Below are 26,915 nucleotides of genomic sequence, written 5' to 3'. Positions count from 1 at the left end.
ATGCCAGAAAACCTCGGTAATCGATGCATTAGCTGCTCATCGGTAACAATCTAGCTTGAAAAAAACCGGGCTGCCCAGGCGCATCCCAGGGTTTTCGGGGCTTTGGCAAGTCTTTGATTTGTAAAGCCAGGGTGCGAAAAGACGCGGTTTCGACACGAAAATGTCATGTGTGAAACATTTGTATGAAATTTCGTGAGCAGCAGTAGGGCGCCGACCAGTGGCTTGAAAGGCGCCGCCCTCCGCCGGTGATGACCGGCAGGGACCGTAAAGCTTGGAGTCTCACTCGCAGCCCTAGGGTTCTTCGGCTTTGAGTTCTTGCTCGATCTTCTGGATTTCTTGGGCGAATGCCTGATCCAGCAGGCTGGCGCGCTTGCGCCATGGCTTACGTTCCGGCTCAGGCTGGGCGGCGTAGGTGGTGACTTCCCCGCCGTAAACGTCCTTGTAACGTTGCTCCTGGCGCTCAAGTTCCGCGCGCAGTTCATCTTTCGTCACAGTGTTACCTAATTGAGTTGGGTTTAATAAAAGGTACAACTTCATGCCAAAAGGCGGCTCGGGTGTACACACTTGAACAGACGCCCTGTCCAAGTTTAAGTGGGGACCCGAGATCGCTTTTTCAATCCACTACTTTAATCGACCCTGCGCACGGAATACGGCGCCGGGCGAGCTCTGATCCCAATAGGTAAATTGGGCTGACCTCTGCACAGGCTGCATTATAGCGACGCATTTGAAGAACGCTATCGGCATAAAGTTAAAAAGTCTCAACTTCATGTGCGAGTTTTGTTACATCACCACGTAAGTGTTGGCTGAATATATACCCTGGGCAGCGTGTCTTTCCCGAGCCAGCGATGCGGCAGGCCCGGCCTCCCTGAAAATTGCGATAATCGAATGATCGTCCGATAATCGCCCAATGTTGCCGCCCCTGCCTTGTACATCTCCAGCGGCGCGGCTAGTAATAGCAGCCAGCCCTTCTGTGGTTGAAAACAAGAAAAGGATCCATGACATGAACGATCAATTGCGCAATGCCTTCGCGTCAGTGGCGCCGCCGATCGTGGCATCACCCGCCAAGCGCATCCAGGCCTTCACGGGCGATCCGGACTTCATGACCTCCCTGGCCCGTGGCCTGGCGGTGGTGCAAGCGTTCCAGGAGCGCAAGCGCCACCTGACCATTGCCCAGATCAGCCATCGCACCGAAATCCCGCGCGCCGCCGTGCGCCGCTGCCTGCATACCTTGATCAAGCTCGGTTACGCCACCACCGATGGGCGTACCTACTCGTTGCTGCCCAAGGTACTGACCCTTGGCCACGCCTATTTATCGTCGACCCCCTTGGCCGTGTCGGCCCAGCCTTATCTGGACCGCATGAGCGAACAGCTTCACGAAGCCTGCAACATGGCGACCCTCGAAGGCGACGACATTCTTTACATTGCTCGTTCGGCCACCACTCAGCGCCTGATTTCCGTCGATCTTTCCGTGGGCGGACGCTTGCCGGCGTACTGCACCTCCATGGGCCGCATCCTGCTGGCCGCGCTGGATGACGCCTCGTTGCAGGATTACCTCGATCACGCCGACCTGCAAACCAAGACCAGTCGCACCTTGACCACACCCGAAGCCTTGTTCGAGTGCCTGCAACAAGTGCGTCAGCAGGGCTGGTGCATTGTCGATCAGGAACTGGAGCAGGGCCTGCGTTCAATCGCCGTGCCGGTATATGACGCGTCCGGCCAAGTATTGGCCGCACTCAATGTCAGCACCCATGCCGGGCGGGTCAGCCGCAGCGAATTGGAGCAGCGTTTCCTGCCAAGCATGCTCAGCGCCAGTCGCGAGCTGAGTATGCAACTGTTTGCCTGAGTGTTCGGTGATCGCACAGAACCCGGCGTGATCAATTGACGCTGTTTCCCTTGGCTTATTACTGTGCGGCAGCGCTTCAGGGCGCGCTCCAATAATAATGGCGACCCCAGGTCGCTCGCCCGCCATCGGTGTGGAATAAAAATAATGAATCAGCCCTCTGTCGGTACTACCCTGGACGTGCAGTCCTTCATCAATGCCCAGCCCTTGTCACGCTATCAATGGCGTGTGGTGATCCTGTGTTTCCTGATTGTCTTCCTTGATGGCCTCGACACCGCCGCCATGGGCTTTATCGCGCCCGCACTGTCCCAGGACTGGGGCATCGACCGCGCCAGCCTCGGCCCGGTGATGAGCGCCGCGTTGATCGGCATGGTGTTCGGCGCGCTGGGTTCCGGCCCGCTGGCCGACCGCTTCGGGCGCAAAGGGGTGCTGGTGGGCGCGGTGCTGGTGTTCGGTGCCTTCAGCCTGGCTTCGGCCTACAGCAGTAACGTCGATCAACTGCTGGTACTGCGTTTCCTCACGGGCCTGGGCCTGGGTGCCGGCATGCCCAACGCCACCACGCTGCTGTCGGAGTACACCCCCGAGCGGCACAAGTCGCTGTTGGTGACCAGCATGTTCTGTGGCTTCAACCTGGGCATGGCCGGTGGCGGGTTTATCTCGGCCAAGTTGATCCCAGCGTTCGGCTGGCACAGCCTGTTGCTGATTGGTGGCATCTTGCCGTTGATCCTGGCCGCGGTGCTGCTGGTGTGGTTGCCGGAGTCGGCGCGCTACCTGGTGGTGCGCAACCGTGGCACTGACAAGGTACGCAAGACCCTGTCACCGATTGAGCCCGCCATTGTCGCTCAGGCCACCGGCTTCAGCGTGCCGGAGCAAAAAACCGTCAAGGCGCGCAACGTGTTCGCGGTGATTTTTTCCGGCACTTACAGTGCCGGCACGCTGTTGCTGTGGCTTACCTATTTCATGGGCCTGGTGATTGTTTACCTGCTCACCAGCTGGTTGCCGACTCTGATGCGCGACAGTGGCGCCAGCATGGAGCAGGCCGCCTTTATCGGCGCCTTGTTCCAGTTTGGCGGCGTATTGAGCGCCGTCGGCGTGGGCTGGGCGATGGACCGGTTCAACCCGCACAAGGTGATTGGCACCTTCTACCTGCTGGCGGGGGTGTTTGCCTACGCGGTCGGGCAGAGCCTGGGCAATATCACCCTGTTGGCGACCCTGGTGCTGATTGCCGGGATGTGCGTCAACGGTGCGCAGTCGGCGATGCCCTCCCTGGCTGCACGCTTCTACCCGACCCAGGGTCGCGCGACCGGCGTGTCGTGGATGCTCGGCATTGGCCGTTTCGGCGCAATTCTTGGTGCGTGGATGGGCGCTACCTTGCTGGGTCTGGGCTGGGACTTCGAGCAGGTGCTGACGGCGCTGGTGATTCCGGCGGCGTTGGCTACGGCAGCGGTGGTCATCAAAGGCATGGTCAGCCACGCTGATGCAACCTGACCTCTGGCGAGGTTAAAAGTGTGGGAGGTGGGCACGCCCTGATGCCAGTCTGTAGGAGCGAGCTTGCTCGCGAAGAACATCAACGATAACGCGTGATTTCTGAATGAACGCGGTGCCTGTGAGCTTTTCGCGAGCAAGCTCGCTCCTACAGACTGGCATTAGGGCTCGCCCCTCCCACCGTTGATAGCGTCGTTTCAAGAACAATCAGCCAGGCAACAATGCGTTCGATAACCGAACACTGAGTCGATTATCGGATTGTTCGACCCATTCCCCCGGCTTAATCTTCAAGCACTTCGGCGCCGCCTCAGCGCCTTTTTCGATCAACACCGGGAGCCCAACCCCATGGCTGACATTCTCACCCTGCGTGATGCGGTCAAGCGCTTCGTGAACGACGGCGATACCGTCGCGCTCGAAGGCTTCACTCACCTGATCCCCACGGCCGCAGGTCATGAAATCATTCGTCAGGGCAAGAAAGACCTGACGCTGGTGCGTATGACGCCTGACCTGATCTACGATCAGTTGATCGGTGCCGGCTGTGCGCGCAAGTTGATTTTCTCCTGGGGCGGCAACCCTGGCGTGGGCTCCCTGCATCGTCTGCGCGACGCCGTGGAAAAGCAGTGGCCGCAGCCGCTGGAGATCGAAGAACACAGCCATGCCGACCTGGCCAATGCCTACGTCGCCGGCGCCTCCGGCCTGCCGTTTGCGGTGCTGCGGGCCTACGCCGGTTCCGACTTGCCCAAGGTCAACCCGCTGATCAAGACCGTCACGTGTCCGTTCACGGGCGAAGTGCTGGCGGCTGTGCCTTCGGTACGCCCGGATGTGACGGTGATCCACGCGCAGAAGGCCGATCGCAAGGGCAATGTGCTGCTCTGGGGCATTCTCGGGGTGCAGAAGGAAGCGGCCCTGGCGGCCAAGCGCTGCATCGTGACCGTCGAGGAAATCGTCGATGACCTGAACGCACCGATGAACAGCTGCGTGCTACCGACCTGGGCCCTGACCGCCGTGTGCCATGTGCCCGGCGGCGCGCACCCGTCCTACGCCCACGGCTACAACGAGCGGGACAACCGTTTCTACCAGGCGTGGGACCCGATTGCCCGCGACCGTGGCACCTTTACCGCCTGGATCGACGAATACATCCACGGCACCGCCGACTTCAGTGAATTCCAGGCCAGGCTGGCCACCGCGCAGGAGGCCAAGTAATGACTTACTCCACCAATGAAATGATGACCGTCGCCGCCGCGCGCCGCCTCAAGAATGGTTCGGTGTGTTTCGTCGGCATCGGCCTGCCGTCCAAGGCGGCCAACCTGGCGCGCCTGACCTCCTCGCCCGATGTGGTGCTGATCTACGAGTCCGGCCCGATTGGCGCCAAGCCATCGGTGCTGCCGCTGTCCATCGGTGACGGTGAGCTGGCGGAAACCGCCGATACCGTGGTGCCCACCGGTGAAATCTTCCGCTACTGGCTGCAAGGCGGGCGCATCGACGTCGGCTTTCTTGGCGCGGCTCAGGTTGACCGTTTCGGTAACATCAACACCACCGTGGTCGGTGATTATCACCAGCCCAAGGTGCGTTTGCCGGGTGCCGGCGGCGCGCCGGAAATTGCCGGTTCCGCCAAAAGCGTGTTGATCATCCTCAAACAGTCGTCCCGCTCGTTTGTCGACAAGCTGGATTTCATCACCTCGGTCGGCCACGGCGAAGGCGGGGATTCACGCAAGCGCCTGGGCCTGCCGGGCGCCGGTCCGGTCGGCATCATTACCGACCTGTGCATCATGGAGCCGGAAGCGGGCAGCCATGAGTTCGTGGTCACCGCGTTGCACCCTGGGGTGACCCGCGAGCAAGTGGTGGCGGCGACCGGCTGGGCCATTCGGTTTGCCGACCAGGTCGAGGCGACCGCCGAACCGACCGAGGTTGAGCTGAACGCCCTGCGTGACCTCGAAGCACGTACCGCGGCCGCCCATGGCCAAGCGCCGGGAGAAGCCTGATGCGCGATGTCTTTATCTGTGACGCCATTCGCACCCCCATCGGCCGCTTCGGCGGTGGCTTGTCCACGGTGCGCGCCGATGACCTGGCGGCCTTGCCGATCAAGGCGCTGATCGAACGCAACCCAACGGTAGACTGGAGCGCCGTGGATGAAGTGTTCCTCGGCTGCGCCAACCAGGCCGGCGAAGACAACCGCAACGTGGCACGCATGGCGCTGCTGCTGGCCGGCCTGCCGGAGAGTATTCCCGGCGTGACCCTCAACCGCCTGTGCGCCTCGGGCATGGACGCGATCGGCACTGCCTTTCGCGCGATTGCCAGCGGTGAAATGGAGCTGGCAATTGCCGGCGGCGTCGAGTCGATGTCCCGTGCGCCGTTCGTGATGGGCAAGGCCGAGGCCGCGTTTTCACGCAACATGAAACTGGAGGACACCACCATCGGCTGGCGCTTTATCAACCCGTTGATGAAGGCCCAATACGGCGTCGATGCGATGCCGCAGACCGCCGATAACGTCGCCGACGACTACAACGTTTCGCGCGCCGACCAGGACGCGTTCGCTCTGCGCAGCCAGCAACGCAGCGCCGCCGCGCAGGCCGCCGGCTTCTTTGCCGAAGAGATTGTGCCGGTACGGGTCGCCCATAAGAAAGGCGACACCCTGGTGGAGCACGATGAGCACCCACGGGACACCACCCTCGAAGCCCTGGCCAGACTCAAGCCGGTCAACGGCCCGGACAAGACCGTCACCGCCGGCAACGCGTCGGGTGTGAATGATGGCGCCGCCGCGCTGATTCTGGCCTCGGCCGACGCGGTGAAAAAACACGGACTCACGGCCCGCGCCCGGGTATTGGGCATGGCCAGTGCCGGCGTCGCCCCGCGCGTCATGGGGATCGGCCCGGTGCCGGCGGTGCGCAAGCTGGTGGAGCGCCTCGGTCTGGCGGTCACCGACTTCGACGTCATCGAACTCAACGAAGCCTTCGCCAGCCAAGGCCTGGCCGTGCTGCGCGAACTGGGGATCGCCGACGATGCGCCGCAGGTCAACCCCAACGGCGGCGCTATCGCCCTGGGCCATCCCCTGGGCATGAGCGGTGCGCGGCTGGTACTGACAGCCCTGCACCAGTTGGAAAAAACCGGCGGCCGCAAAGGCCTGGCGACCATGTGCGTGGGCGTCGGCCAAGGCCTGGCCCTGGCGATTGAACGCGTCTGATAAGAGAGGATTGCTGCATGAATGACAAGCCCGGTTACCGGCGCCCGCACGCGGGCACGCAACCTGATTACCTGCACCCGGCCTACCAGTCGACGAACTTGCGTTCGCCCTCCCAGCCGTTGGTGTTCCTGCCCCATTCGTTGTCGGAAATCACCGGCCCGACCATCGGCGCCGAGCGCATCAGCGAGAAAGACAACGACCTCACCGCCCAGCACGAAGGCGAGCCCCAGGGCGAACGCATCATCATTCACGGGCGTGTGCTGGACGAGAACGGCCTGCCGCTGCCGGGCATTCTTGTGGAGATCTGGCAGGCCAACGCCGCCGGTCGCTACAACCACAAGCGCGATGTGCACGATGCGCCGCTGGACCCGAACTTCACCGGCACCGGGCGCACCGTCACCGACGCCGAGGGCTGGTACCAGTTCCAGACCATCAAGCCCGGCGCCTACCCGTGGGGCAACCACCACAACGCGTGGCGCCCGGCGCATATCCACTTTTCGCTGTTCGGGCCGAGTGTGCTGACGCGGCTGGTGACGCAAATGTATTTCCCCGGCGACCCGCTGCTCGAATACGACCCGATCTACAACTGCGTGCCGGACACCCGCGCCAAGCAACGCCTGATCGCCAGTTTCGACCTGGAAAAAACCATTCCTTCCTATGCCCTCGGCTACCGCTGGGACATCGTCCTGCGCGGCCGCGACGCCACGCCGATGGAGAAATGAGATGAGCCTTTACGCAACCACGTCCCACACCGTCGGGCCGTATTACCACATCGGCCTGACCTGGCTGAACCGCGAAGACCTGACCGTCGCCGCCACCCTGGGCGAACGCGTGGCGATCAGCGGGCAGGTGCTGGACGGCAACGGTGATGTGGTCAACGACGCCATGCTTGAAGTCTGGCAGGCCAACGCCGCCGGCAAATACGACCATCCCGAAGACGAGCAAGACAAAGCGCTGGATCCCAACTTCGAAGGCTTTGGCCGCGTGCCGGTGGATGCCGAAGGGCGCTTTCGCTTTACGACGATCAAGCCGGGCAGTGTGCCGGGGCTTCAGGGTACGACCCAGGCGCCGCACCTGGTGGTGCTGGTGTTTGCCCGGGGTCTGGTGAAGCATTTGCTGACGCGGATTTATTTTGACGGTGAAGCGCTGAATGGGGATGACGCGTTGCTGGCGTGTGTGCCGGCGCAGCGCCGGGGGACGTTGATTGCCAGGCAGGATGCTGCGGGGGTTTATCAGTGGAATGTGGTTTTGCAGGGGACAGATGGGGAAACGGTGTTTTTCGATTATTGAGTTGGCTTCAGGGCCTCATCGGGGGCAAGCCCCCTCCCACATTGGATCTATGTGAACCCGATCAAGTGTGGTAGGGGGCTTGCCCCCGATGAGGCCCTTCCAAGCACTCCATATCCAAAAGTCTGCTTGCATGAAACGGTTGTTGCAAAGTATGTCTAGGCTATAACCGTTCCCACTGAGTAAACACCATGACAACAAAAACCAGTCACTACACCGGAGAAGAACGCAGCAAGCGGATTTTTGCGATTGTCGGTGCGTCCTCCGGCAACCTGGTCGAATGGTTCGACTTCTACGTCTATGCTTTCTGTGCCATTTACTTTGCCCCGGCGTTTTTCCCCTCGGACGACCCTACGGTGCAACTGCTCAACACCGCCGGCGTGTTCGCCGCCGGATTCCTGATGCGTCCGATCGGCGGCTGGCTGTTTGGCCGGGTGGCCGACAAACATGGCCGCAAGAATTCCATGATGATCTCGGTGCTGATGATGTGCGCCGGTTCCCTGGTCATCGCCTTCCTGCCGACCTACAAGGATATCGGCGCCTGGGCTCCGGCGCTGCTGCTGGTGGCGCGGCTGTTCCAGGGCTTGTCGGTGGGTGGCGAATACGGCACCACGGCCACCTACATGAGCGAAGTGGCGCTCAAGGGCCAGCGTGGTTTCTTCGCCTCGTTCCAGTACGTGACCCTGATCGGCGGGCAACTGCTGGCGGTGCTGGTGGTGGTGATCCTGCAACAGATCCTCAGCGAAGAAGAGCTGCGTGCCTGGGGCTGGCGCATTCCGTTCGTGATCGGCGCCATTGCGGCGCTGATCTCCCTGTTGCTGCGCCGCACGCTCAAGGAAACCACCAGCAAGGAAATGCGCGAAGACAAGGACGCCGGCAGTATCGTCGCGCTGTTCCGTGACCACGGCAAAGCCTTCATCACCGTGCTGGGCTACACCGCCGGCGGCTCGCTGATTTTCTACACCTTCACCACCTACATGCAGAAATACCTGGTGAACACCGTCGGCATGCACGCCAAGACCGCCAGCTACATCATGACCGGCGCGCTGTTTCTGTACATGTGCATGCAGCCGCTGTTCGGCATGCTCGCCGACAAGATCGGCCGGCGCAACTCCATGCTCTGGTTCGCCGGCCTGGGCACGCTGTTCACGGTGCCGATCCTGCTCACCCTGAAAACCGTGACCAGCCCGTTCCTGGCCTTTGTCCTGATCACGCTGGCCCTGGCGATCGTCAGCTTCTATACCTCCATCAGCGGCCTGGTCAAAGCCGAGATGTTCCCGCCCCAGGTGCGGGCGTTGGGCGTGGGCCTGGCGTATGCCGTGGCGAATGCGGTGTTCGGCGGTTCGGCGGAAGTGGTCGCGTTGAGCCTGAAGTCCATCGGCATGGAAAACACCTTCTACTGGTACGTCACCGCGATGATGGCGGTGGCGTTCCTGTTCAGCTTGCGCCTGCCGAAACAGGCGGCGTACCTGCATCACGATCTGTAAGGATGAGTTATGACACTGCGCACGAGCAACCAACTGTTCGACGCCTACTTCACCGCTGACAGCATGGCCGAGGTGTTCTGTGACCAGGGCCGCTTGCAGGGCATGCTGGATTTCGAGGCCGCGCTGGCCCGGGCCGAGGCCCAGGTCGGGTTGATCCCGCAGGCTGCCGTGGCGCCGATTGCCCAGGCCTGCCTGGCGTCGCTGTATGACTTGGATGCCCTCAGCGTGGCGATTGCCACGGCGGGCAACTCGGCGATTCCCTTGGTCAAAGCGCTGGGCAAGCTGATTGCCGCCGAGGATGCCGGGGCCGAGCGCTATGTGCACCTGGGCGCAACCAGCCAGGATGTGATGGACACCGGCCTGGTGGTGCAATTGCGCCGCGCGCTGGAGCTGATCGAAGCGGATCTGGCGCGCCTGGGCGACGTATTGGCCTCCCAGGCGCAGCGGCACGCATCGACGCCTCTGGCCGGACGCACCTGGCTGCAACACGCCACGCCTGTCACCCTGGGCATGAAGATCGCCGGTTGGCTGGGCGCGGTGACGCGCAGTCGCCAGCGCCTGGTGGAATTGAAACCGCGTTTGCTGGTGCTGCAGTTTGGCGGTGCGTCGGGCACCCTGGCCGCGCTCGGCGAGCAGGCCATGCCCGTGGCGCAGGCCTTGGCCGCCGAGCTGCAACTGGGCTTGCCCGAACAGCCATGGCATACGCAGCGTGATCGTCTGGTGGAGTTCGCCAGTGTGCTGGGGCTGATCGCCGGCAGCCTTGGCAAGCTGGGCCGCGACATCAGCCTGTTGATGCAAACCGAAGCGGCGGAAGTGTTCGAGCCCTCGGCGCCGGGCAAGGGCGGCTCTTCGACCATGCCGCACAAACGCAATCCGGTCGGCGCCGCCGTGCTGATCAGCGCTGCGACCCGCGTGCCCGGTCTGGTGGCGACGATGTTCAGTGCCATGCCCCAGGAGCACGAACGCAGCCTGGGACTGTGGCATGCCGAATGGGAAACGTTGCCGCAGATCTGCCGATTGGTCTCGGGGGCACTGGAACAGGCGCTGCTGGTCAGCGAAGGGTTGGAGGTGGATGCCGAGCGCATGGCCCGTAATCTCGACCTGACCCAGGGCCTGGTACTGGCCGAAGCCGTCAGCAGCGTGCTGGCCCAACGCCTGGGTCGTGAAACCGCGCACCACCTGCTCGAGCAGTGCTGCAAACGCGCGGTCGCCGAGCAGCGCCATTTGCGTGCCGTGCTGGCGGACCAGCCGCAGATCACCGCCGAGTTGTCGTCGGCCGAACTGGACCGCCTGCTCGACCCGGCCAACTACCTGGGCCAAGCTCATATCTGGGTCAGCCGCGCCGTGACCGAACACTTTGGATTGACCGCGTAAGGAGACCGCTGTGGCTTTCGTTCAACTCGCCGAGGGCGAACTGCATTATCAACTCGATGGGCCCGCCGATGCACCGGTGCTGATGCTGTCCAATTCCCTGGGCACCGACCTGCATATGTGGGACATCCAGATCCCGGCCTTCATCAAGCATTTCCGTGTACTGCGCTTCGATACCCGCGGCCATGGCAAATCTCTGGTCACCGAGGGGCCCTACCGCATCGAACAACTGGGCCACGATGTGATTGCGCTGCTGGATGCGCTGAATATTCAGCGCGCGCATTTTTGCGGGCTGTCCATGGGCGGGCTGATCGGCCAATGGTTGGGCATCCACGCCGGCACGCGGCTGAACCGCCTGGTGCTCTGCAACACCGCCGCCAAAATCGGCACGCCTGAGGTGTGGAACCCGCGTATCGAAACAGTATTGCGTGATGGCGCGGCGGCGATGGCCGCGTTGCGCGATGCCTCGATTGCGCGCTGGTTCACCGCCGATTTTGCCGCGGCCAACCCCCACCAGGCCGAGCAGATCACCGACATGCTCGCGGCCACCTCGCCCCAAGGATATGCCGCCAACTGTGCGGCGGTGCGCGATGCGGATTTCCGTCAGCAGTTGGCGTCGATCAAAGTGCCAACGCTGGTGGTTGCCGGCACCGAAGACGCGGTGACACCGCCGGCCGGCGGTCACGTTATCCAGAACCAAGTAAAGGGCGCCGAATACGCCGAGTTCTATGCGGCGCACCTGTCCAATGTGCAAGCCGGCGCTGCGTTCAGCGACCGCGTGATTGAATTTCTGCTGGGCCGCTGAGGAGCTTTTCGTGGACGAGAAACAACGTTATGCCGAAGGTCTGAAAGTGCGCCGCGAAGTGCTGGGCGACGCCCATGTGGAGCGCAGCCTCAATGCCCTGACCGAATTCAACAGCGAGTTCCAAGAGATGATCACCCGGCATGCCTGGGGCGATATCTGGACCCGCCCTGGTTTGCCACGGCACACCCGCAGCCTGATCACCATCGCCATGCTGATCGGCATGAACCGCACCGAAGAGTTGAAGCTGCATTTACGGGCCGCCGCCAGCAACGGCGTGACCCGTGCCGAGATCAAGGAAGTGCTGATGCAGAGCGCGATTTACTGCGGGATACCGGCGGCGAATGCGACGTTTCATCTGGCCGAATCGGTGTGGGATGAGTTGGGTATCGAATCGCGCCAGGCCTGAATTGAAATGCGCTCAAAATGTGGGAGGGGGCTTGCCCTGATGCCGTCTGTAGGAGCGAGCTTGCTCGCGAAAAAACTCACAGGCACCGCGTTCATTCAGAAAGTACGCGTTATCGTTGACGTTTTTCGCGAGCAAGCTCGCTCCTACAGGGGATCTTCATTGACTGTAGAGATCAGTTGGAATCGGCATCCCACAGCCAATTCCACACCCCTGGCAGATGTACCGGCTCGTCTACATCCTTGACCGTGCGTGCCAGCGCCGCGCGTTGCAGGGTGGCGGTGTCGGTGTAGTAGGGCTCGGCGGCGGTCTTCAGGCCGTTGATACGGGCGCTGTCCATCAGGATCTGCAGGTACTCCTGCATATGCCGCGCGGTGTAGCGGTTGATGTCATGGAACGTCACCACCACCGGTATCACGCCGTCCACCGTCGGCAACTCACCCAGTGCGATGCGCTCACGCACCACTGACAGCTGGCGGTACAGGTTGGCGCGGCGGCGTGGGCTGGCGTTGAAGCCCCAGATCTTGCCGTCATTGGCACTCAGGTCGGTCAACAGTACTTGCATGCCGTGGCGCTGGTAGGCGGCGAAGGTGCGGTGGTCATAGTTCCAGAACGGTGGCCGCACCAGCAGGGGCGGCGTGCCGGTGATGGCGGCAATGTCCGCGGCGCCCTGGGTCAGGGTGCGTTCCAACTCGGCGTCATTGAGCCAGCGATGGTTGGTATGAAACGCCGTCGCCGTGTGGAAGGCCAGCACATGGCCGGCGGCATGCTCACGCACCAGGGTCTTGTGGCCCCGCGCGCTGCCACCTGAACGGGCGGCTTCGGTCTGCACAAAGAACACCGCCTTGATCCCCGGCAATATCGGGTTATGAGCCAGATCGGCCACCACCGAACGGCTCGGGTTGTTGTAGCCCGAGGCGCTGGGGCCGTCATCGAAGGTCAGCAGGAAGCGGATCGGTGCCTGGGCTTGCAGGCGTTGCTCGGTCTGCGGCGTCAGGGCGATGGGCGAACCGATACAGCCGCCCAGGCCCAGGGCCAGGGCGAGCACTGCGATTGCTGAGGCGAAGATTTTCATGCTGTGCGCGGGCCCGAATGAGAGGCCGCTGCTGGGGCGATCAGCAGCGGCAGGCGCGCACCATACCGTAACTGCGGCGCCGGTTTACAGCAGACTTATCGGGTAGCTGACGATCAACCGGTTTTCATCGAACTCATTGTTGCTGTAGTCGCGGCGCATGCTCGAATTTCGCCAGCGCAAGTTCAGGTTTTTCAGGCTGCCGCTTTGCACGGTGTAGCCCAATTCGCTTTCGCGGCCCCATTCCTTGCCGTCGGTCACCGTGCCGGTGTGCACGTTGCTGCCGCTGATATAGCGGTTCATCAGGGTAAGTCCGGGTACGCCAAGGGCCGCGAAGTTGTAGTCGTGGCGAACCTGCCAGGATTTTTCCTCGGCGTTGTCGTAGCTCGAGTTATAGCTGTCGTTGGCCAGGGTGCCGCCGCTGGTGCCGTTGACACGCATCCAGGCGCTGTCGCCGGTGAGCTTTTGCAGGCCGACGTAGAAGGTGTTGCCGCCGTGGCGGGCGGACAGCAAGCCGGACCAGGTTTTGTTGTCCAGGTTGCCGGCGCGGGCGCTGCCGTCGTCCTTGCCGTAGAAGAACCCCAGGTTGGCGCCCAGGGTCCAGTCGCCCACGGGCTGGCTGTGGATCAGATTGACGAACTGCTGGCGGTAGATGTCCTTGAGCTGGGCATTCCACACCCCGACCTGGGTGCGTTTGTCATTGAAGGCGTATTCGGCGCCCTGGAAGTTGAAGCGATCGGACGTGAACGCGGTTTTGCCGGTCATCGACAGGTCGCGCATGCTGCTGTCGTCCCGCGGGCTGTTGGCACGGAACTGGCCTCCGTAGAGGGTCAGTCCGTCGATTTCCCTGGAAGTGATCTGCCCGCCACGCAGGGTTTGCGGCAGGGAGCGGCCGTCGTCCGAGCGCAAAATCGGCAGCACCGGCATCCATTCGCCGACCTTGACTTCGGTCTCGGAGATCCGCGCCTTGAACGCGACCCCAAGACGCCCGAAGTTGTCCGCCGGGCGGCCGTCGCGGTCCAGCGGCAACAGCTGGGTGCCGCCGGTGCCACGCCCGCCATCGAGCTTTTGTGAGTACATGCCCAGCACATCCACCCCGAAACCCACCGTGCCTTGAGTGAACCCGGACTTGGCGTCGAGGATGAAACTTTGCGTCCACTCCTGCGCGCCGCCCTGGGTTTTGGTCGGGTTGGTGTAGTTGCGGTTGAAGAAAAAATTACGCAGGTTGAGGTTGGCGCTGGCGTCCTCGAGAAAGCCGTGTTCTTCGGCCAAAGCGGGCAGGGCAAGACTGCTGACAACGCTGGCCAGCAGGAGCTGGCGCGGATGGAAAGTGCTCATGGTGTCGGACCTGTTGTTATTGGGGTTATGCAGGTGGCCGCCATGGTGCTGGGTGCCGCGGGGGCGGTGAAAGTGGGGCAGAGCGGGTTGTGGGCGGTGATCGAACGTAAGTTGGCGGTTGAACAACGGGCATAAAAAAACCGCTTCCGGTGAGGGAAGCGGTTTGATTACACAGGCGCTATCAGAACAACTTCAACGGCGGCGCTTGCTCTTTCACCGGCTCGTTCTTCGCGGTCTGCTCGTTCCAGCCGCCGCCGAGGGCCTTGTACAGATTGACCTCGCTGGTCAACTGCGCCAGGCGATCGGTGATCAGCGACTGCTGGGCACTGAACAGTTGGCGCTGGGCATCAAGGAAGGTCAGGTTGCTGTCCACACCGATGCGGTAGCGACGCTCGGCCAGGCGGTAGTAATCCTGGTTGGCGGCGACGAAACCACGTTGGGCATCCAGTTGCTGCTTGTAGGTCGCCCGCGCGGCGAGGCCGTCGGAAACTTCCTGGAAGCCGGTCTGGATGGCCTTCTCGTAGTTGGCCACGTTGATCTCTTTCTGGATCTTCGAGTAGTCCAGGCTTGCGCGCAGGCTACCGGCGTTGAAGATCGGGATATTGATCTGCGGTGCGAACGACCAGGTGCCCGAGCCGCCCTTGAACAGGCCGCCCAGGTTCGGGCTGGCGGTACCGGCGCTGGCGGTCAGGCTGATGCTCGGGAAGAACGCCGCGCGGGCCGCACCGATGTTGGCGTTGGCGGCCTTGAGGTTGTACTCGGCCTGCACGATGTCCGGACGCCGCTGCAGCAGGTCCGACGGCAAGCCGGCCGGTACTTCGCTGAGCAGGTCATCGGACAGTGGCTTGCTGGCGATATTCGCCGGCAGGCCGGTGCCCAGCAGCAGGGTCAGGCTGTTTTCGTCCTGGGCCACCTGGCGCGTATACCGGGCAAGCTGCACCCGGGCGTTTTCCACCGAGGTGCGAGCCTGGCTGAGGTCCAGGGCCGAGGCCACGCCGACTTCGTTGCTGCGCGAGGTCAGCTTGAAGCTCTGCTCGAACGCGCCGAGGGTGTCCTGGGTCAGCTTGAGCAGTTCCTTGTCGGCCTGCCAGGTCAGGTAGGCATTGGCCACACTGGCCACCAGGCTGATCTGGGTGCTGCGCCGCGCCTCTTCAGTGGCGAAGTACTTCTGCAGCGCTTCTTCACTGAGGCTGCGTACGCGGCCGAACAGGTCCAGCTCATAAGAGCTGATCCCCAGGCCTGCCGAGTATTGGCTGGAAATGTTCGATTCGCCGGTCTGCGACAGCCGCGCCGGGGTACGCGAGCGGGTGCCGTTGCCGGTGGCCGAGACGGCCGGGAACAGATCGGCACGCTGGATCTGGTACTGCGCTGCATAGGCGTCGATGTTCAGGGCCGCGACGCGCAGGTCACGGTTGTTCACCAGCGCGGTCTGGATCAACTGCTGCAGGGCAGGGTCATGGAAAAACTGCTTCCAGCCTTGCTCGGCGGCAGCCTGGCCCGGCGCCTGGGCCGACGAGTACGCCGGCCCCTGCGGGAACTGCGCCGCTACCGGCGCTTCGGGGCGCTGGTAGTCAGGGATCAGCGAGCAGCCACTGAGCACGAAGGCGGTGACGGCTAAGGAAAGTAGCGACTTGCTCATTGGCCAGCCTCTTTAGGAGTTTCAGTGGTGTCTTTCTTTTTACGTTCGCCGGCGGAGGACACGGTTGCGTAGAACAACGGCACCCAGAAGATCGCCAGCACCGTTGCCGTGATCATACCGCCGATCACGCCGGTACCGATTGCATGCTGGCTGCCTGAGCCGGCGCCGGTGGAAATCGCCAGCGGCAATACGCCGAGCACGAACGCCATGGACGTCATGATGATCGGGCGCAGACGCATGCGGGACGCCTCGATGGCCGCCTCGACGATGCCCTTGCCTTGCTCATGCAGCTCCTTGGCGAACTCCACGATCAGGATGGCGTTTTTCGCCGCCAGGCCCACCGTGACCAGCAAGCCTACCTGGAAGAACACGTCGTTGGACAAGCCGCGCATGCTGGTGGCGATCAGCGCACCGATCACACCCAGCGGCACGACCAGAATCACCGCAATCGGGATCGACCAGCTTTCATACAAGGCCGCCAGGCACAGGAATACTACCAGCAACGACAGGGCATACAGCGCAGGCGCCTGGGAGCCGGACAGGCGTTCTTCGTACGACAGGCCCGTCCAGGCGTAGCCGATGCCGGCCGGCAGTTCCTTGGCAATGCGCTCGACTTCCGCCATCGCGTCACCGGTACTGTAGCCAGGCGCCGGCGTGCCGAGGATTTCCATGGCCGCTACACCGTTGTAACGCGAGAGCTTGGGCGAGCCGTAGATCCACTTGCCCGACGAGATGGCCGACAGCGGCACCATCTTCCCGGAGTCGGCGCGCACGTACCATTTGTCCAGGTCTTCCGGCGACATACGGCTGGCGGCATCACCTTGTACATACACCTTCTTCACCCGACCACGGTCGATGAAGTCGTTGATGTAGCTGCCGCCCAGCGCGATGGCCAGGGTCTGCTGGATGTCCGACAGGCTGATGCCCTGGGCGCTGGCTTTCTCGTCATCGACGGTCAGTTCGTACTGCGGCTCATCGTTCACGCCGTTGGGCCGCACGCCCGCCAGGATCTTGCTTTGGGCCGCCGCACCGAGGAACTGGTTACGCGCTGCCATCAGCTTGTCGTGGCCGACGCCACCCTGGTCTTGCAGGAACACGTCGAAGCCGGTGGCGTTACCCAGTTCCAGAACCGAAGGTGGCACGATGGCAAAAACCATGGCGTCCTTGAAGGCTCCGAAGAAGTAACCCTGGGCGCGCTTGGCCACTTCGAACACCGACTGGGATGAATCGCGCTCGTCCCACGGCTTGAGCATCACGAATGCCAGACCCGAGCTCTGGCCGCGACCGGCGAAGTTGAAACCGTTTACGGTAAATACCGATTTCACGGCCTTGCCTTCGCCCGGCTCGCCTTCCTTGTCATGCAGCAGGAAGGCGCGCATGTCGTCGATGACTTTTTGCGTACGCTCAGCCGAGGCGCCCACCGGTGTCTGCACCTGGGCAAAGATCACGCCCTGGTCTTCTTCAGGCAGGAACGCGCTCGGAATACGGGTGAACATCCAGATCATGCCGGCCAGGATCAGCGCATACACGATGAAGGCCGGGATCTTGTGCTTGATCATGCCGCCCACGCCGCGCTCGTACTTGAGTACGCCGCTGTCGAAGGTGCGGTTGAACCAGCCGAAGAAGCCGCGCTTGGGTTGGCCGTGCTTTTCCGGATCGATCGCCTTGAGCATGGTGGCGCACAGGGCCGGGGTAAAGATCAGGGCAACCAGTACCGACAATGCCATTGCCGACACAATGGTGATGGAGAACTGACGGTAGATCACGCCCGTGGAGCCACCGAAGAATGCCATCGGCAGCAATACCGCCGAGAGCACCAAAGCAATACCCACCAGGGCGCCCTGGATCTGGCCCATGGACTTGATGGTCGCTTCCTTGGGTGACAGGTGCTCCTCGGCCATCACCCGCTCAACGTTTTCCACCACCACGATGGCATCGTCCACCAGCAAGCCGATGGCCAGGATCATGCCGAACATGGTCAGGGTGTTGATGGTGAAGCCGAACGCCGCCAGGATCCCGAAGGTCCCCAGCAATACCACCGGTACGGTCATGGTGGTGATGATGGTGGCGCGGAAGTTCTGCAGGAACAGGAACATCACCAGGAACACCAGCACGATCGCTTCGACCAGGGTGTGCACCACACCGGAGATCGATTCGGTTACCACCGGGGTGGTGTCGTACGGCACCACGGCTTTCATGCCAGGCGGGAAGAACGGTTCCAGGGACGCCACGGTGGCGCGGATCGCTTTGCCGGTGTCCAGTGCGTTCGCCCCGGCGGCCAGCTTGATCGCCATACCGGACGCCGGCTTGCCGTTGAACTGCGCGCTGATGCTGTAGTTCTGGCCGCCCAGTTCAATACGCGCAACGTCGCCCAGGCGAACCTGCGAGCCGTCGGCGTTCACCTTCATCAGGATCTTGGCGAACTCTTCGGCGCTTTGCAGGCGCGTCTTGCCGATAATCGTGGCGTTCAGTTGGGTGCCGGGCAGGGCAGGCAGGCCGCCCAGTTGACCGGTGGCCACCTGCACGTTCTGGGCCTTGATGGCGTTGCTGACATCCACCGGCGTGAGCTGGAAGTTGTTCAGCTTGGCCGGGTCGAGCCAGATACGCATGGCGTACTGCGAACCGAAGACCTGGAAGTCACCCACACCCGAGGTACGGGAGATCGGGTCCTGGATGTTGGACACGATGTAGTTGGAGAGGTCGTCCTTGGTCATGCTGCCGTCTTCCGACACCAGACCGATCACCATCAGGAAGTTCTTCACCGACTTGGTCACGCGGATACCCTGCTGCTGCACTTCTTGCGGCAGCAGTGGGGTCGCCAGGTTCAGCTTGTTCTGTACCTGAACCTGGGCGATGTCCGGGTTGGTACCCTGGTTGAACGTCGCGGTGATGGTCATGCTGCCGTCGGAGTTACTGTCCGAGGCCACATAGCGCAGGTTGTCGATACCGTTGAGCTGTTGCTCGATGACCTGCACCACGGTGTCCTGCACGGTTTGTGCGGACGCGCCCGGGTAGGTCACCTGGATATCAATGGCGGTTGGCGCAATGGCCGGGTATTGGTTGATGGGCAGCTTCAGGATCGACAGTGCCCCGACCAGCATGATCACCAGGGCAATTACCCAGGCAAAAATGGGACGGTCGATAAAAAATTTCGACATGGATTACTCCCCTTTGCCGGCAGCGGCAGCAGGAGCGGCAGAACCGGCAGGCTTGGCGTTACCCGCTTCAGTGACCTTCACCTCGGCACCCGGTTTGACGTACTGCAAACCTTCGGTGATGACGCGATCGCCGGCGTTGAGGCCTTTCTCCACCAGCCAGTAGGCGCCGGCGGTACGGTTGGCCACCAGTTCACGCTGCTCGACCTTGTTGTCGGCATTGACGATCAGGGCCGTCGGAGTGCCCTTGAGGTCACGGGTCACGCCCTGTTGCGGTGCGAGAATGGCCTTGCTGTTCACACCGGCTTGCAACTGGGCGTGCACGAACATGCCCGGCAGCAGCACATGGTCAGGGTTGGGGAACACCGCGCGCAGTGTCACGGAACCGGTGGTCTGGTCGACCGACACTTCGGAGAATTCCAGTTTGCCTTGCTGGCCGTAGTCGCTGCCGTCTTCCAGGGTCAGCTTGACCATGGCGGCGTTGTCGCCGGCTTTCTGCAATTGGCCGCTTTCCAGATCGCGACGCAGTTTCAGCATTTCGGCCGAGGACTGGGTGACGTCGACGTAGATCGGGTCCAACTGCTGGATCACGGCCATGGCGTCGGTCTGGCCGTTGTTGACCAGTGCGCCTTCGGTGACTGCGGAACGACCGATACGCCCGGAGATCGGCGCGAACACCTTGGTGTAGCGCACATTGATCTGCGCGCTCTGCAGGTCGGCTTCGGCGGTCATGCGGTCGGCGACGGCGGTGTCGTATTCCTGACGGCTGACGGCTTGCTCATCGACCAGCTGCTTGTAGCGGTCGGTGATCGACTTGGTCTGCGTCAGCTTGGCCTGGGCGCTCTTGAGCGTGGCTTCATACACCGACGGATCGATCTGGTAGAGCTGCTGCCCTTCCTTCACGTCGGCGCCTTCCTTGAACAGGCGCTTGAGAATGATGCCGTTCACCTGAGGGCGCACTTCGGCAATGCGGTAGGCCGTGGTGCGGCCCGGCAGCTCGGTGGTCAGGGTAAAGGCTTGCGGTTGAATAGTGACCACGCCGACCTGAGGGGTTTGAGCGGGCGGAGCCGCTTCTTCCTTTTTACATCCGCTGAGCAGCGATGCCAGGGCGACGGCAGTGACCAGAGCGGTAACAGCTGGCTTAAGTTGCATGAAGATCCTCGGGTCAGGCGCGCAGAGTGCGCACAAGAAGTGTGGAAGGGTAAAAAACAAGCCGTGAGTGGATAAGTAGCTTGCTACGCAATATACTTACGTTCATGGTTGTTTGTAAACTCTTGACAGGTTTGGCGCAATGTTGACAAAGCAGCGCCCAAAGCCTCGATTTTAGTACGTTCGGCGCCCATGACGGTGTCGTCCCACAATTATTCAGATGATCGTTCACGTCTATTAACGTTGCGTTAACGATAGTCCCCTGTGTTCTGATTGAGGTTTTACTGCCATGGTTCGTCGCACCAAAGAGGAAGCTCAGGAAACGCGCAGCCAGATCCTCCAAGCCGCCGAGCAAGCCTTTTATGAGCGTGGCGTTGCACGGACCACGCTGGCGGACATTGCCGCCCTGGCCGGCGTGACGCGCGGTGCCATCTACTGGCATTTCAGTAACAAGTCCGATTTGCTGCAGGCGCTGCTCGACACGCTGCACGAACCCCTGGACGAATTGGCCCGGGCCAGTGAAAGCGAGGATGAAGTCGACCCGTTGGGGTGCATGCGCAAACTGTTGATTCATCTCTATCATCAAGTGGCCCTGGACCCGAAAACCCGGCGCATCAACGAGATCCTGTTTCATAAGTGCGAGTTCACCGATGAAATGTGTGACATGCGCCGCCAGCGCCAAGCCCATAGCCTGGAGTGCAACCTGCGCATCGGCCTGACGTTGCGTAACGCCGTGCATCGCGGGCAATTACCGGAAAGTCTCGATACCAACCGTGCTGCGGTGTGCATTCATGCCTATATCCACGGCCTTATCGGCCAGTGGCTGCTGGTGCCTGACAGCTTTCAACTGCATCAGGACGCCGAGCGCTGGGTGGACGCGGGGCTGGACATGCTGCGCCTGAGCCCCAGCCTGCGCAATTGAGACAAAATGCGTAATTGCGACCAGTTGTGTCAACAGTAAAGCCCAAGGACGGTCAATCGTCCTTCTGCCTGATTTGTGGGGTGACTTTATATACGGGCTGGCGGGCGGTTGATAGGTAGCCGCCTAAGTATTTTGTAGCGATATTGTTGCAAGGCTGTGAAGGAATGTTACCTGCGCCCTATAAAAGCCCCGGCTCCCGAAGGCCGGGGCTTTTTTATTTCAATTGGATGTCATGGCGGGATCGGCAGCACGAGGCAGCGCTGGGGGAGTGAAGGCGGCCAGGTGGGTAGGCGCGGCCTTCTAGCATAAAGTTTTTCCGATAACAACTGCTCGAGTAGACAGGTGTGTGGTTTTCCGTGGCTCGTTAGTGTCTGCATCCAGAGCGGACAGCCATAGTGGCGAAAAGCCTACGTCGATGAGGGAGCAGGTTATGGGTGCGGTAAAGGTGTTTGATGAGTTCACCGTAAAGTATGACGATATTCACCGAGCGTATTGGACCAATACGTTAAGTGAAGGCGATTTGAAGCAATGGCATGAAGCCCAGCTTAGAACAGTCTTGCGCCACGTCAAAAACAAGTCCGCTTTCTATGCGGGGCATTTGAAGGACATCGATGTCGACAGTGTCACGCTGGCGAGTCTTTGCTCGCTGCCTTTTACCACCAAGGACGATTTGCGCGAGTCCATGCTGGACATTCTTTCAGGCACATTGGAAGACAGTATCTATTACTACGAAACCACGGGTACCACCGGCCCGGCTACGCCTTGCCCGAGGGATAAGAAGGAAAGTTATGCCAGCAACAAACAACTGGCCATGTCTTATCAAGCGGTGTTGGAAAAGCATTTCCCTACAGAGAAAACGGTTGTAGGGGTCATGGGACCGACCGAGGTCCACTCCTTCGGCGATACCTTGGGCGACGTCTGTCACCAACTTGGGGTCTGTAACGCCAAAATCTGGCCACATTCCCCGGTTATCGGGTACCCCAAGACGCTCCAGTTGATGAAAGATTTGCGTATTGGCGTCGTCGCGTCGGCACCTGGGTTGCTGCTGGCGCTGGCCAAGGAAGCCGAGCGGCTGGGCTTCAACCCTCGTCAGGACTTTCACTTGCGGGCGTTCATGATGAGTGGCGAATTGTGCACGCCAGCGCTGAAGAACAACTTGTACAGCCTCTGGGGCTGTGAAGCCTACAACAGCCTGTACGGCTCCCAGGAAGCAATGATCATTGCCGCGGCCAACGCCAGCGATCAACTGATGCCTCACCGACTCAACTACATCATTGAGGTGCTGAATCCGCAGACCGGTGAAAGCCTGGGTGACAGTGGCGAAGGAGAGCTGTGCGTCACGATGTTGATCGATGGAGTGAAGCCGCTGATTCGCTACCGTACAGGCGACTTGGTTTGCATTCAAAAAAATCCGAAGAACCCGATCGCCCATGCGCACGTCATGAAAGTGGTCGGGCGCGTCAAGGATGCGATGACGCTCAACGGCAAAGCTTTCACCGCCGGCCATATTGAGCAGGCGCTGCTTGAAGGTGTGGAGCAATGCCTGGGTTATCAGATCGTCATTAACTGCGTGAACGGCAGAGATACGGTGATCGCCAAGATGGAAATGTCCAGATTCTACGAAGGCGACCGCAGCCAATTGACACTACTGATTCGTGAGCGTGTGCGCGAACGCCTGGGCGTCGAGGCAACGATCATGGTCGTCGATGACCTGGATGACCACGTGAACCTGGGCAGTTGGTTCAGTTGGAAAGAAGCGCGAATTGTCGATCAGCGCAATCGATAGGCGGGGGGGGGCTGCGCATGAGCATGTCCGTGCAAATCGTTTCGGCGAAAAGTGAACTGTTCCAGAAAGTCTGCGCATTAAGATCTCGCTATATCGGTGATAACCCGGCCAACGAGGAAAGTTTTTCCGACGCGGAGACATTACGCGATACCTGTTCGTACCACATGGCTTATTTCGATGGCGACGAGATAGTCGGTGCTATGCGGATAACGCCACTGGGGCATGGCATGAGCTTCGTCGAACGCGTGGTTGACGTGGGGCATTATTTTGCTCATCCCATGGATTCATTTGATGCCAATCGGTTGGTATTGGATGAGAAGTACCGAGGGGGGATGCACTTGAGGTCATTCCTTTTGCAAACCGCTATCTGGTTGAAGGCCAATACGCAGTTTCGGTACATCTCGGCTTTATGCCGTGGGCGTTTGGTTGCCCTGTATGTCGATATCGGCGGCCATGTTCTCGCTGACGATATTACCTGGACGAACTACCAGTCATCACGGGATTACAGTTTGGTTTATCTGGAACTGGAAACCGTCTTTAACACCATTAAAGGAAGAATAGCTCATGGATAATTTTTTCAAGGAATTGGACGCGATTGTTGACAGCGGCTGGGCCAAAATCAAGAAAGGTCGCTATTGGAATCACAGCCTTGAGCAGACGATGACGGCCGAGCTTTATCAGCAGGTGATGCTGCAGGTTTATCACTACACCCGTTTCAACTCGATTAATCAGGCGGCATGTGCGTTCAGCGCGGACCCGAGCCAGACCACGTTGCTGCGCTTCGTCTACAAGCATGCGCTTGAAGAGTTGGGGCACGAAAAAATGGTGATACGCGATCTGGAGTCCATCGGCGCCTTGCCTGCGACGCTACCTGCTCCGCTACCGCCTACTCAGGCGCTGATCGCTTATCTGAATGACGTCGCTATTCGTCTCGGGCCGGTCGCCCGCTTGGGTTACAGCTATTGGGCAGAGGAGGTTTATGAGCATATCCAGCCGATCCTGAACAAGTTTCGCACCGACCTGAGGCTCAAGGACGAGCAGATGACATTCTTCGTCGCCCATTCGACCATCGACGAAAAGCACTCCGAAGAAGTTCGTCTTGCGATGCAACGCTCGGTGACGACGGATGAAGAGCGCGCGCTGATCAAGGAAGTGGCCCGGGTGACCCTGTATCTCACCGGTCAGTTGCTGGAGGAGTCGTTGCTTGAATACGAGCGTATCGCCGGTGCACCGCTGGCCAAGGCGTCCTGAGTTTATGAAGCTGATAGTCATTGTCGGGTCAAACCGCTTGCACGGCGTCAGCAGTCAGGTGGTGTTGTTGATTCGACGCCACTTGGAGGGGCGCGCCTCGGTCCGGGACCTCTGGCTGCGCGATTATCGTATCGACTACTGCGACGCTGATAACGCGTGCTCACATAGCGATTGTTTGCTGCAGGACGATGTCGGCGCGATTGTCGATGAAATGGCCAAGGCCGACGCGATCCTGTATCTGCCCGTGATGCATGCCTATGGCACCAATAGTCGATTCCAGGCGTTTCTGGAGCGGGTGGGTTATGGCTTTTTGCGCCCCAGGGAGCGCCCGTTGCGCGACAAGCTTGCCGCAGTGGCGGTGGTGGGGCGCCGGTACGGACATACGGCCGTGTTCAGTCAGGTGGTGCTGAACGTTCTGCTGAACAAAATGGTGCTCGTTGGCTCCGGCTTTCCAGCCACATTCAACACCCAACTGGTTCAGGACACTGAGGCGGAACAGGCTCTGCGGGAGACGCTGGATCGCCTCCTTGAACACTTTCACAAATTGAATGAACACCCGCGCCAAGGCGTCGAGCGCCTGCGCCTGCTCAAGCAAGTCCAATTTCAAACGGGATGATGGATTAATGCCTATTCGAGATTCGTTGATAGCTGTACTGGTAGCTTTTTTATGGGGCGCCCAAGTGACGGCAGTTAAGATTGGGGGACAGGAACTCCCGCCAATTCTGATGGTTGCCATGCGCTTTGCCTTGATGGCGATTGTATTGGTGCCGTTTTGCGGCATCCCTAAACGCCGCGAACTACTCCCCGTATTCTGGATCGCCTCAATGGTGGGGACGCTGCATTTCGGGCTTTTGTACTGTGGCATCTCGCGGGTGGACGCCTCCACCTCTGCTGTCGCATACCAACTGGCCACCCCCTTCACATTGCTGTTGGCTTTCGCCGTCTTGAAGGAGCGAATTGGCCTGCAGGTGGTAGTCGGGATTGTCATCGCATTGATTGGGGTGCTGACGGTGTTGGGGGGGGTTGGCAGTGGCGGTGCGTTATCGGGTGTGTTGCTGGTGATTGCCGCGGCGTTTGTTTTCGCGGTGGGAACTGTCCTAACCAAGCGCTGGGGGCCTTTCAATCCTGTGGCGATCAGCGCGTGGACGGCATTGATTGCCGCGCCGGAGTTACTGATGGTTTCCGCCGCCGTGGAGGGGCCTGCATGGGGTTCGGTGCTGACTGCCAGCCCGAGGGCCTGGGCCGCCGTGCTGTATACCGCTGTCAGTGGTGGGCTGATCGGGTTTGGCCTGTGGTATTGGCTGTTGGGGCGGCACCCGGTCCAGCGCCTGACGCCGTTCCTGTTATTGGTACCGGTTTTTGCAGTGGCGGTCAGTCAGGTGCTTCTGCAAGAAGGTGTTTCGTTGAGCCTGGTCGTCGGTGGCATGGCGGTTTTGGCAGGGGTTGCATTGTGCCAGGTCCGTCTACCGCCACGGCAGGTCCGTGCCGTAAACACTCCCGCCGATTGATCGACTAACCCGTCGAGAGGTGATGTTTAATGAATTGGCCAGGTCGGTGGGCATTGCTCGCCATGCGTGAGCAAAACCGGTTTCGCTACAGGCTTAAGGTTCGGCGGTGGAAGGGGCCAGAGTATGAGGTCGCCTACTTGCAATCGAGCGGGATCAAGGCCGGCCCTACCTTGGTGTTTCTTCATGGCCTGGGAGCCAGCAAGGATCAGTGGGGCCCTAAGCTTTACTCGTTGGTCGAGACCTGCAACTGTATTTTCCTGGACCTACCTGGGGAAGGCGAGTCGTCGTTCGACGGTTTGCAAAGCTATGATCCTATGGCTCAGGTTGAACGGTTGAGGGCGTTTTTTGAAGCGCACGTCTTCCAGGAGCTCGTGTTGATAGGCAGCTCTATAGGTGGCTGTATTGCCTGTCTTTATGCGGCCACTTATCCGGTAGGCGTTTCCCGCGTGATCGCGATGGCCCCTGCGGGGTTACATGCGGCACGGCTCAGTCCGGCGATGAGTCAGTTTCTGGAATCGGGTAAACACCCTTTTGGCTACCGCTGCGTTGGCGAAATGCAGGCCCTGTGGGAGATGGTGTTCACCCGCCCGCCCCAGGTTCCAGCTTTTCTGACGAGGGCGCTGGCCAATAAGGGGGCACAACGTTATGGGAAAATCGAAAAAATACTCGGGGACTTCAAGGACGCCGGGCTGTACCCGCTTCAACCGCGATTGGCGGACGTTCAAGCCAAGCTATTGGTGGTGTGGGGAAGCAATGATCAGGTCTTTGATGTTTCGTGCCTGTACGAGGTCCGCCGACTTCTGCCACAGGCCAGCATTTGCATCATCGAGGATGCGGGGCACGTACCCTATCTGGAGTGTGCCGAGCAAACCCTGCAGGCTATCCAGCGGTTTCTTGCAAGGACTCAAGCGATGGCCGGCCCTGTATGAGAGCACCTGTAAACCGTAGGTAATTGAGGTTGACCCCTATTGAACCTATGAGTAGTATCCAACGGGTATTCAGGAATCACTCCTGCAATGCCCTCAAGACACAGGAAGTCTTAAATGTACTACCGACTATCAGTGCTGAAGAACTCCCTCGGATCTTCCTCCGAGTCCAACACTGCCCATCTTTCGGTTTTCAAAAGCAATATCTGGCGTAGCTAATCCAGCAACCGCCGGTGTCTTGCTGCCTGTTTCAGTCAAACACCCCTAATTGGTAATTCATTAATAGCCGAGCGCTGTTATTCGATATTTC

At 60.7% G+C, this 26,915-nt stretch carries 24 protein-coding genes; 18 read left to right on the top strand and 6 right to left on the bottom strand.

The features are described 5' to 3' along the window. Positions 1–291: 291 nt before the first annotated feature. Complete coding sequence (locus TU82_RS10495) at positions 292–492, bottom strand: hypothetical protein (protein WP_003172389.1); 201 nt, start codon at positions 490–492, stop codon at positions 292–294. A gap of 508 nt (positions 493–1,000) precedes the next feature. On the opposite strand from TU82_RS10495, the gene pcaR reads away from it, so the two are divergent. From pcaR to pcaC, 11 genes are all read left to right on the top strand, one after another. After that, positions 1,001–1,843 carry a pca regulon transcriptional regulator PcaR gene (gene pcaR / locus TU82_RS10485; protein ID WP_057723134.1) on the top strand — a complete coding sequence of 281 codons (843 nt, stop codon included), beginning with the start codon at positions 1,001–1,003 and terminating at the stop codon, positions 1,841–1,843. Positions 1,844–1,987: 144 nt separating this feature from the next. Next, complete coding sequence (pcaK, locus tag TU82_RS10480; protein ID WP_057723133.1) at positions 1,988–3,328, top strand: 4-hydroxybenzoate transporter PcaK; 1,341 nt, start codon at positions 1,988–1,990, stop codon at positions 3,326–3,328. Positions 3,329–3,670: 342 nt separating this feature from the next. Beyond that, positions 3,671–4,528, top strand: coding sequence for a CoA transferase subunit A (locus TU82_RS10475; protein WP_057723132.1), 858 nt, complete (start codon positions 3,671–3,673; stop codon positions 4,526–4,528). Next, complete coding sequence (locus TU82_RS10470) at positions 4,528–5,307, top strand: CoA-transferase subunit beta (RefSeq protein ID WP_057723131.1); 780 nt, start codon at positions 4,528–4,530, stop codon at positions 5,305–5,307. The genes TU82_RS10475 and TU82_RS10470 overlap by 1 nt, the downstream gene beginning before the upstream one ends. Then, a complete protein-coding gene (gene pcaF, locus TU82_RS10465; RefSeq protein WP_173667512.1) occupies positions 5,304–6,506 on the top strand; it encodes a 3-oxoadipyl-CoA thiolase in 1,203 nt (400 codons plus the stop codon). Before TU82_RS10470 ends, pcaF begins: the two co-directional genes overlap by 4 nt. Positions 6,507–6,523: 17 nt before the next feature. Beyond that, positions 6,524–7,228 carry a protocatechuate 3,4-dioxygenase subunit beta gene (gene pcaH / locus TU82_RS10460; protein ID WP_057723129.1) on the top strand — a complete coding sequence of 235 codons (705 nt, stop codon included), beginning with the start codon at positions 6,524–6,526 and terminating at the stop codon, positions 7,226–7,228. Position 7,229: 1 nt separating this feature from the next. Then, positions 7,230–7,796, top strand: a complete 567-nt coding sequence (pcaG, locus tag TU82_RS10455) for a protocatechuate 3,4-dioxygenase subunit alpha (RefSeq protein ID WP_057723128.1) — start codon at positions 7,230–7,232, stop codon at positions 7,794–7,796. A gap of 188 nt (positions 7,797–7,984) precedes the next feature. After that, positions 7,985–9,280 carry an MFS family transporter gene (locus tag TU82_RS10450; protein ID WP_057723127.1) on the top strand — a complete coding sequence of 432 codons (1,296 nt, stop codon included), beginning with the start codon at positions 7,985–7,987 and terminating at the stop codon, positions 9,278–9,280. Positions 9,281–9,289: 9 nt separating this feature from the next. Then, positions 9,290–10,654 carry a 3-carboxy-cis,cis-muconate cycloisomerase gene (locus TU82_RS10445; RefSeq protein WP_057723126.1) on the top strand — a complete coding sequence of 455 codons (1,365 nt, stop codon included), beginning with the start codon at positions 9,290–9,292 and terminating at the stop codon, positions 10,652–10,654. Between the two features lie 10 nt (positions 10,655–10,664). Next, a complete protein-coding gene (gene pcaD / locus TU82_RS10440) occupies positions 10,665–11,456 on the top strand; it encodes a 3-oxoadipate enol-lactonase (protein ID WP_057723125.1) in 792 nt (263 codons plus the stop codon). Between the two features lie 10 nt (positions 11,457–11,466). Then, entirely contained in the window at positions 11,467–11,862 is a 396-nt protein-coding gene (gene pcaC / locus TU82_RS10435; RefSeq protein WP_057723124.1) for a 4-carboxymuconolactone decarboxylase, read from the top strand. Between the two features lie 172 nt (positions 11,863–12,034). On the opposite strand, the gene TU82_RS10430 is transcribed toward pcaC, so the two are convergent. The 5 genes from TU82_RS10430 to TU82_RS10410 form a co-directional block, all read right to left on the bottom strand. After that, entirely contained in the window at positions 12,035–12,934 is a 900-nt protein-coding gene (locus TU82_RS10430) for a polysaccharide deacetylase family protein (protein WP_057723123.1), read from the bottom strand. 84 nt (positions 12,935–13,018) lie between these two features. Continuing rightward, complete coding sequence (locus TU82_RS10425; RefSeq protein ID WP_057723122.1) at positions 13,019–14,269, bottom strand: OprD family porin; 1,251 nt, start codon at positions 14,267–14,269, stop codon at positions 13,019–13,021. A 181-nt stretch (positions 14,270–14,450) separates the two neighbouring features. Further along, positions 14,451–15,908: an AdeC/AdeK/OprM family multidrug efflux complex outer membrane factor gene (adeC, locus tag TU82_RS10420; RefSeq protein WP_057723121.1), complete on the bottom strand. Its 1,458-nt coding sequence runs from the start codon at positions 15,906–15,908 to the stop codon at positions 14,451–14,453. Further along, the gene (locus TU82_RS10415; protein ID WP_057723120.1) at positions 15,905–19,066 is read right to left on the bottom strand and encodes an efflux RND transporter permease subunit; all 3,162 of its coding nucleotides are present in this window, start codon (positions 19,064–19,066) and stop codon (positions 15,905–15,907) included. The genes adeC and TU82_RS10415 overlap by 4 nt, the downstream gene beginning before the upstream one ends. A gap of 3 nt (positions 19,067–19,069) precedes the next feature. After that, positions 19,070–20,215, bottom strand: coding sequence for an efflux RND transporter periplasmic adaptor subunit (locus TU82_RS10410; RefSeq protein WP_057723119.1), 1,146 nt, complete (start codon positions 20,213–20,215; stop codon positions 19,070–19,072). Positions 20,216–20,501: 286 nt separating this feature from the next. On the opposite strand from TU82_RS10410, the gene TU82_RS10405 reads away from it, so the two are divergent. The 7 genes from TU82_RS10405 (at position 20,502) to TU82_RS10375 (ending at position 26,608) form a co-directional block, all read left to right on the top strand. Continuing rightward, positions 20,502–21,134 carry a TetR family transcriptional regulator gene (locus TU82_RS10405; RefSeq protein ID WP_057723118.1) on the top strand — a complete coding sequence of 211 codons (633 nt, stop codon included), beginning with the start codon at positions 20,502–20,504 and terminating at the stop codon, positions 21,132–21,134. Positions 21,135–21,564: 430 nt separating this feature from the next. Continuing rightward, positions 21,565–22,920, top strand: coding sequence for a phenylacetate--CoA ligase family protein (locus tag TU82_RS10400; RefSeq protein WP_057723117.1), 1,356 nt, complete (start codon positions 21,565–21,567; stop codon positions 22,918–22,920). A gap of 17 nt (positions 22,921–22,937) precedes the next feature. Beyond that, complete coding sequence (locus TU82_RS10395) at positions 22,938–23,492, top strand: hypothetical protein (RefSeq protein WP_057723116.1); 555 nt, start codon at positions 22,938–22,940, stop codon at positions 23,490–23,492. Beyond that, positions 23,485–24,171 (top strand): iron-containing redox enzyme family protein, encoded by a 687-nt coding sequence (locus tag TU82_RS10390; RefSeq protein WP_057723115.1) that lies wholly within the window; start codon positions 23,485–23,487, stop codon positions 24,169–24,171. Before TU82_RS10395 ends, TU82_RS10390 begins: the two co-directional genes overlap by 8 nt. Positions 24,172–24,175: 4 nt before the next feature. Continuing rightward, positions 24,176–24,787, top strand: coding sequence for a flavodoxin family protein (locus tag TU82_RS10385; protein ID WP_057723114.1), 612 nt, complete (start codon positions 24,176–24,178; stop codon positions 24,785–24,787). 7 nt (positions 24,788–24,794) lie between these two features. Continuing rightward, the gene (locus tag TU82_RS10380) at positions 24,795–25,679 is read left to right on the top strand and encodes a DMT family transporter (protein ID WP_057723113.1); all 885 of its coding nucleotides are present in this window, start codon (positions 24,795–24,797) and stop codon (positions 25,677–25,679) included. Positions 25,680–25,708: 29 nt separating this feature from the next. Next, positions 25,709–26,608 (top strand): alpha/beta fold hydrolase, encoded by a 900-nt coding sequence (locus tag TU82_RS10375; RefSeq protein ID WP_057723112.1) that lies wholly within the window; start codon positions 25,709–25,711, stop codon positions 26,606–26,608. Positions 26,609–26,915: the final 307 nt, after the last annotated feature.

The sequence above is a fragment of the Pseudomonas orientalis genome (genome assembly GCF_001439815.1).
GTDB classification, from domain to species: domain Bacteria; phylum Pseudomonadota; class Gammaproteobacteria; order Pseudomonadales; family Pseudomonadaceae; genus Aquipseudomonas; species Aquipseudomonas orientalis.
This window is presented reverse-complemented; position numbering and strand designations above follow the sequence as displayed.

What these genes read in the sequence shown, in the direction of transcription:
- pcaR (WP_057723134.1), top strand. Translation starts at nt 1,001, where the DNA reads ATGAACGATCAATTGCGCAATGCCTTCGCGTCAGTGGCGCCGCCGATC.
- pcaK (WP_057723133.1), top strand. Translation starts at nt 1,988, where the DNA reads ATGAATCAGCCCTCTGTCGGTACTACCCTGGACGTGCAGTCCTTCATC.
- TU82_RS10475 (WP_057723132.1), top strand. Translation starts at nt 3,671, where the DNA reads ATGGCTGACATTCTCACCCTGCGTGATGCGGTCAAGCGCTTCGTGAAC.
- TU82_RS10470 (WP_057723131.1), top strand. Translation starts at nt 4,528, where the DNA reads ATGACTTACTCCACCAATGAAATGATGACCGTCGCCGCCGCGCGCCGC.
- pcaH (WP_057723129.1), top strand. Translation starts at nt 6,524, where the DNA reads ATGAATGACAAGCCCGGTTACCGGCGCCCGCACGCGGGCACGCAACCT.
- pcaG (WP_057723128.1), top strand. Translation starts at nt 7,230, where the DNA reads ATGAGCCTTTACGCAACCACGTCCCACACCGTCGGGCCGTATTACCAC.
- TU82_RS10450 (WP_057723127.1), top strand. Translation starts at nt 7,985, where the DNA reads ATGACAACAAAAACCAGTCACTACACCGGAGAAGAACGCAGCAAGCGG.
- TU82_RS10445 (WP_057723126.1), top strand. Translation starts at nt 9,290, where the DNA reads ATGACACTGCGCACGAGCAACCAACTGTTCGACGCCTACTTCACCGCT.
- TU82_RS10430 (WP_057723123.1), bottom strand. Translation starts at nt 12,934, where the DNA reads ATGAAAATCTTCGCCTCAGCAATCGCAGTGCTCGCCCTGGCCCTGGGC.
- TU82_RS10425 (WP_057723122.1), bottom strand. Translation starts at nt 14,269, where the DNA reads ATGAGCACTTTCCATCCGCGCCAGCTCCTGCTGGCCAGCGTTGTCAGC.
- adeC (WP_057723121.1), bottom strand. Translation starts at nt 15,908, where the DNA reads ATGAGCAAGTCGCTACTTTCCTTAGCCGTCACCGCCTTCGTGCTCAGT.
- TU82_RS10415 (WP_057723120.1), bottom strand. Translation starts at nt 19,066, where the DNA reads ATGTCGAAATTTTTTATCGACCGTCCCATTTTTGCCTGGGTAATTGCC.
- TU82_RS10410 (WP_057723119.1), bottom strand. Translation starts at nt 20,215, where the DNA reads ATGCAACTTAAGCCAGCTGTTACCGCTCTGGTCACTGCCGTCGCCCTG.
- TU82_RS10405 (WP_057723118.1), top strand. Translation starts at nt 20,502, where the DNA reads ATGGTTCGTCGCACCAAAGAGGAAGCTCAGGAAACGCGCAGCCAGATC.
- TU82_RS10400 (WP_057723117.1), top strand. Translation starts at nt 21,565, where the DNA reads ATGGGTGCGGTAAAGGTGTTTGATGAGTTCACCGTAAAGTATGACGAT.
- TU82_RS10395 (WP_057723116.1), top strand. Translation starts at nt 22,938, where the DNA reads ATGAGCATGTCCGTGCAAATCGTTTCGGCGAAAAGTGAACTGTTCCAG.
- TU82_RS10390 (WP_057723115.1), top strand. Translation starts at nt 23,485, where the DNA reads ATGGATAATTTTTTCAAGGAATTGGACGCGATTGTTGACAGCGGCTGG.
- TU82_RS10385 (WP_057723114.1), top strand. Translation starts at nt 24,176, where the DNA reads ATGAAGCTGATAGTCATTGTCGGGTCAAACCGCTTGCACGGCGTCAGC.
- TU82_RS10380 (WP_057723113.1), top strand. Translation starts at nt 24,795, where the DNA reads ATGCCTATTCGAGATTCGTTGATAGCTGTACTGGTAGCTTTTTTATGG.
- TU82_RS10375 (WP_057723112.1), top strand. Translation starts at nt 25,709, where the DNA reads ATGAATTGGCCAGGTCGGTGGGCATTGCTCGCCATGCGTGAGCAAAAC.